The organism is Streptomyces panaciradicis (genome assembly GCF_023516615.1).
Lineage (GTDB): Bacteria > Actinomycetota > Actinomycetes > Streptomycetales > Streptomycetaceae > Streptomyces > Streptomyces panaciradicis.
In genome coordinates this window covers 1-3,838 of record NZ_JAMGBF010000211.1, presented here as the reverse complement: position 1 = coordinate 3,838, position 3,838 = coordinate 1, and the positions used below count along the sequence as shown (strand labels likewise).

Below are 3,838 nucleotides of genomic sequence, written 5' to 3'. Positions count from 1 at the left end.
GCCGCCCCGGTCGCCGTCACCCCCGCCGCGGCGCCCCGCCCCACCCCTGCGACGCCCCGCCCCGCGCCCCGTCACCCGATTGCCGGACCCGGCATGCGCGCGGCGCGCCCGCCGCCTTCACTGCGATCAGGAGGCGGCGAGCCGAGGGGATCACCGGAACCGTCCCAAGCGGACACGGCGGCGGGAGGCGTAATGGACGGCGGTCACGACACAGAGCGCGGGACGAGCGGAGCCACGCGGAGACGACCGCCGACACCGCAGCCCCTGCCCCCGGGCAGCCGCACCGCACCCACCCGGCCCACCGGCCCCGCCGGCACCGCACCCACCCGGTACGCCCCATGAGCACGTCCGTCGCCCCCGCCTCCCCGGCCGACCGCGCCCAGCGCGGCAGGGCCGCCCGCAAGCGGGTCCCGCGTTCCGGTCATGCCGGGTGGCTCGCGCCCGTCGACCGGTCCGACCCCGTCGCCGTGCTGGAGCGGCAGGGCCGGGACCGGCTGTCCGAGCTGCTGCCGATCCGGTACGGCAGGATGGCCGCCTCGCCGCTCGCCTTCCTGCGCGGGGCGGCCGCCGTGATGGCCGCCGACCTGGCCTCCCGGCCGCACACCGGACTCACCGTGCAGCTGTGCGGCGACGCCCACCTGCTCAACTTCGGCCTGTACGCCTCCCCGGAACGCACGCTGCTGTTCGACCTCAACGACTTCGACGAGACGTTCCCCGGCCCCTTCGAGTGGGACGTCCAGCGGCTCGCCGCCAGCGTGGCCGTCGCCGCCCGCGAGAACGGGCACGCCGACGACCGGGCACGGCGGGCGGCGCTGGCCGCGGCCGCCGCCTACCGGACCGCGATCAGGCGGCTGGCCCGGCGCGGCGAGCTCGAGGTCTGGTACGAGCGCGTCGACGCGGACAGCTTGCACACCCTCGCCCGCTCCGCGCGCCGCCGCCGGCAGGTCGCCGCCAGCCTCACCCGCGCCCGCCGCCGCACCAGTCTGCACGCCGTCGGCAAGCTGACCGAGGTCGTCGACGGCCGCCGCCGGATCGTGCACGACCCGCCGCTGCTGGAGCCCGCCGGCGTCTCCGACACGGCCGCCGTCCGCAAGATGTTCAGCGACTACCGCTCCACCCTCTCCGAGGAACGCCGCCTGCTGCTGGACCGCTACCGCTTCGTGGACGCCGCCCGCAAGGTCGTCGGCGTCGGCAGCGTCGGCATGCGCTGCTTCGTCGTGCTGCTCGCCGGTCGGGACCCCGACGACCTGCTGTTCCTTCAGATCAAGGAGGCACGCAACTCCGTACTGGAGGAACACCTGCCGCACGGGCCGTACGTCCACCCCGGACACCGGGTGGTGGCGGGACAGCGGCTGACGCAGGCCGCGAGCGACATCTTCCTGGGGTGGATGAGCGGGCCGCAGGGACGAGCCTTCTACTGGCGCCAGCTGCGCGACATGAAGGGCTCCGCGGACGTCGCCGGAATGAGTCCGTCCGACCTGCTCGCCTACGCCCGTCTGTGCGGCAGCGCCCTGGCCCGTGCCCACGCCCGCTCCGGCGACCGCATCGCCATCGCCTCCTACCTGGGCGAGGCCGACACCTTCGACCGGGCCGTGGCCGACTTCGCCCTCGCCTACGCCGGCCAGACCGCCGACGACCACGCCGCCCTCGGCGCGGCGATCACCGCCGGGGTGGTACGGGCGGCCCCCGACGCCTGACGTCCGCCCCTACGCTGGCCACGTGCAGCCCTCCGCAGCCCAGCCCGACGCCTACGAGGTCGTCGCTCTCGCCTCCTCCGCCGGTGGCGTGGGCGGCCTGCTCACCCTGCTCGGCGGCCTGGACGCCGACCTGCCGGTGCCGGTCCTGGCCGTGCAGCACCTGGACCCGCGCCACCGCACCGTCATCGCGGAGGTCCTGGGCCGCCGTACGAAGCTGCCCGTGAAGCTGGCCGAGGACCACGAGCACGTCCGGCCCGGCCAGGTCTACCTCGCACCGCCCGACCGGCACCTCCTGGTCCGCCCCGGCGGCCGGCTCGCCCTGACCGACAGCGAGCTGGTGCACTTCGTGCGTCCCTCCGCCGACCTGCTGTTCGAGTCGGTCGCGGGGGCCTACGGACCGCGGGCCATCGCCTGCGTGCTCACCGGCACCGGACGGGACGGCGCCATGGGGGTGGACGCGGTCAAGTCGCGCGGCGGCACCGTCATCGTGCAGGATCCGGCGACCGCCGAGTTCCGGGGCATGCCGGACGCGGCACTGGGTACGGGGACAGTGGACTTCGTGCTACCTCTGGACGAGATCGCCGCGGTGATCAGCGGACTGGTCCGGACCGAGAGGCAGTAGCGGAGAAGTGGCGGATACGACGATGGGCGACGTACGGCCGGACCCGGAAGCCGACGAGGAACTGGAGGGACTCCTCGGCTTTCTCAGGGATGCCCGCGGCTTCGACTTCACCGGATACAAGCGCTCCTCGCTGGGGCGCCGCATCCGCAAGCGCATGGCGGACGTCCAGGTGGACACGTACACGGACTACCGCGACCGCCTGGAGGCGAATGCGGACGAATTCAACGCGCTGTTCAACACCATCCTGATCAACGTCACCTCCTTCTTCCGCGACCCCGACGCCTGGACCTTCCTGCAGCGCGAGGTGCTGCCCGAACTGCTCGCCCAGAGCCGGGCCGACGACGAGATCCGGGTGTGGAGCGCCGGCTGCTCCAGCGGCGAGGAGGCCTACTCGCTCGCGATCATGTTCGCCGAGGCCATCGGCCTGGACGAGACCCTGGAACGCGTCAAGATCTACGGCACCGACGTCGACGACGAGGCACTGCGCGACGCCCGCTCCGGCCTGTACCAGGCCAAGGCGCTCGCGCCGCTCGCTCCAGAACTGCGCGACAAGTACTTCGAACCGAACGGCGTCCGCTTCGGCTTCCGCCCGGACCTGCGCCGCCGGGTGATCTTCGGACGGCACGACGTCACCCGCGACGCCCCCATCTCCCGCCTCGACCTGCTGGTGTGCCGCAACACGATGATGTACTTCAACGTGGAGGCCCAGACCCAGATCGTCGACCGCTTCCACTTCGCCCTGCGCGAGGGCGGCTTCCTCTTCCTCGGCAAGGCCGAGATGCTGCTGAACGACGCCGACCGCTTCGATGTGATGAGCATGCGGCAGCGCGTCTTCCGGCGCCGGCCGGGCGAGGCCTCCGCGCCCTACCAGCCGTCCCCCGTGAAGAGCAGGTCCGGGACGAGCGGCGAGCTGCACACCGTGGCCCGGCACCGCCAGATGCGCGACCTCATCCTCGACGCCAACCCCAGCGCCGCCGTGGCGGTCGACGCCGAGGGCACCGTCATCCTCGTCAACAGCCAGGCGCGCGTGCAGTTCGGCCTCACCCCGAACGACGTCGGACGGCCCTTCCAGGACCTGGAGGTCTCCTACCGCCCCGTCGAGCTGCGCTCCCTGATCGAGCAGGCCGCCCACGAGCGGCGCACCCTGCGGGTCAACGGAGTCGAACGCAGGGTCGGCGAGGACCTGCAGTACTTCGACATCCTGGTCCAGCCCCTCGCCGGTTCCGACGGCCTGACCGCCGCCACCAACGTCACCTTCACCGACGTCACCGTGGCCACCCGGCTCAAGTCCGAGATCAAGCGGGTCCGGGAGGACCTGGAGACGGCGTACGAGGAACTGCAGTCCACGAATGAGGAGTTGGAGACCACCAACGAGGAGCTCCAGTCGAGCATCGAGGAGCTGGAGACCACCAACGAGGAACTGCAGTCCACCAACGAGGAGTTGGAGACCACCAACGAGGAGCTCCAGTCGAGCATCGAGGAGCTGGAGACCACCAACGAGGAACTGCAGTCCACCAAC

Annotated in this window: 3 protein-coding genes; all 3 read left to right on the top strand. The window is 72.4% G+C overall.

The window, feature by feature from the left end:
* Window positions 1-338: 338 nt before the first annotated feature.
* Entirely contained in the window at window positions 339-1,697 is a 1,359-nt protein-coding gene (locus M8J74_RS41170; protein ID WP_249841289.1) for a DUF2252 domain-containing protein, read from the top strand.
* A 22-nt stretch (window positions 1,698-1,719) separates the two neighbouring features.
* The gene (locus tag M8J74_RS41165; RefSeq protein ID WP_249841288.1) at window positions 1,720-2,319 is read left to right on the top strand and encodes a chemotaxis protein CheB; all 600 of its coding nucleotides are present in this window, start codon (window positions 1,720-1,722) and stop codon (window positions 2,317-2,319) included.
* Between the two features lie 22 nt (window positions 2,320-2,341).
* A partial coding sequence (locus tag M8J74_RS41160) for a CheR family methyltransferase (RefSeq protein WP_249841287.1) occupies window positions 2,342-3,838 on the top strand: 1,497 nt, incomplete at its 3' end.

What these genes read in the sequence shown, in the direction of transcription:
- M8J74_RS41170 (WP_249841289.1), top strand. Translation starts at nt 339, where the DNA reads ATGAGCACGTCCGTCGCCCCCGCCTCCCCGGCCGACCGCGCCCAGCGC.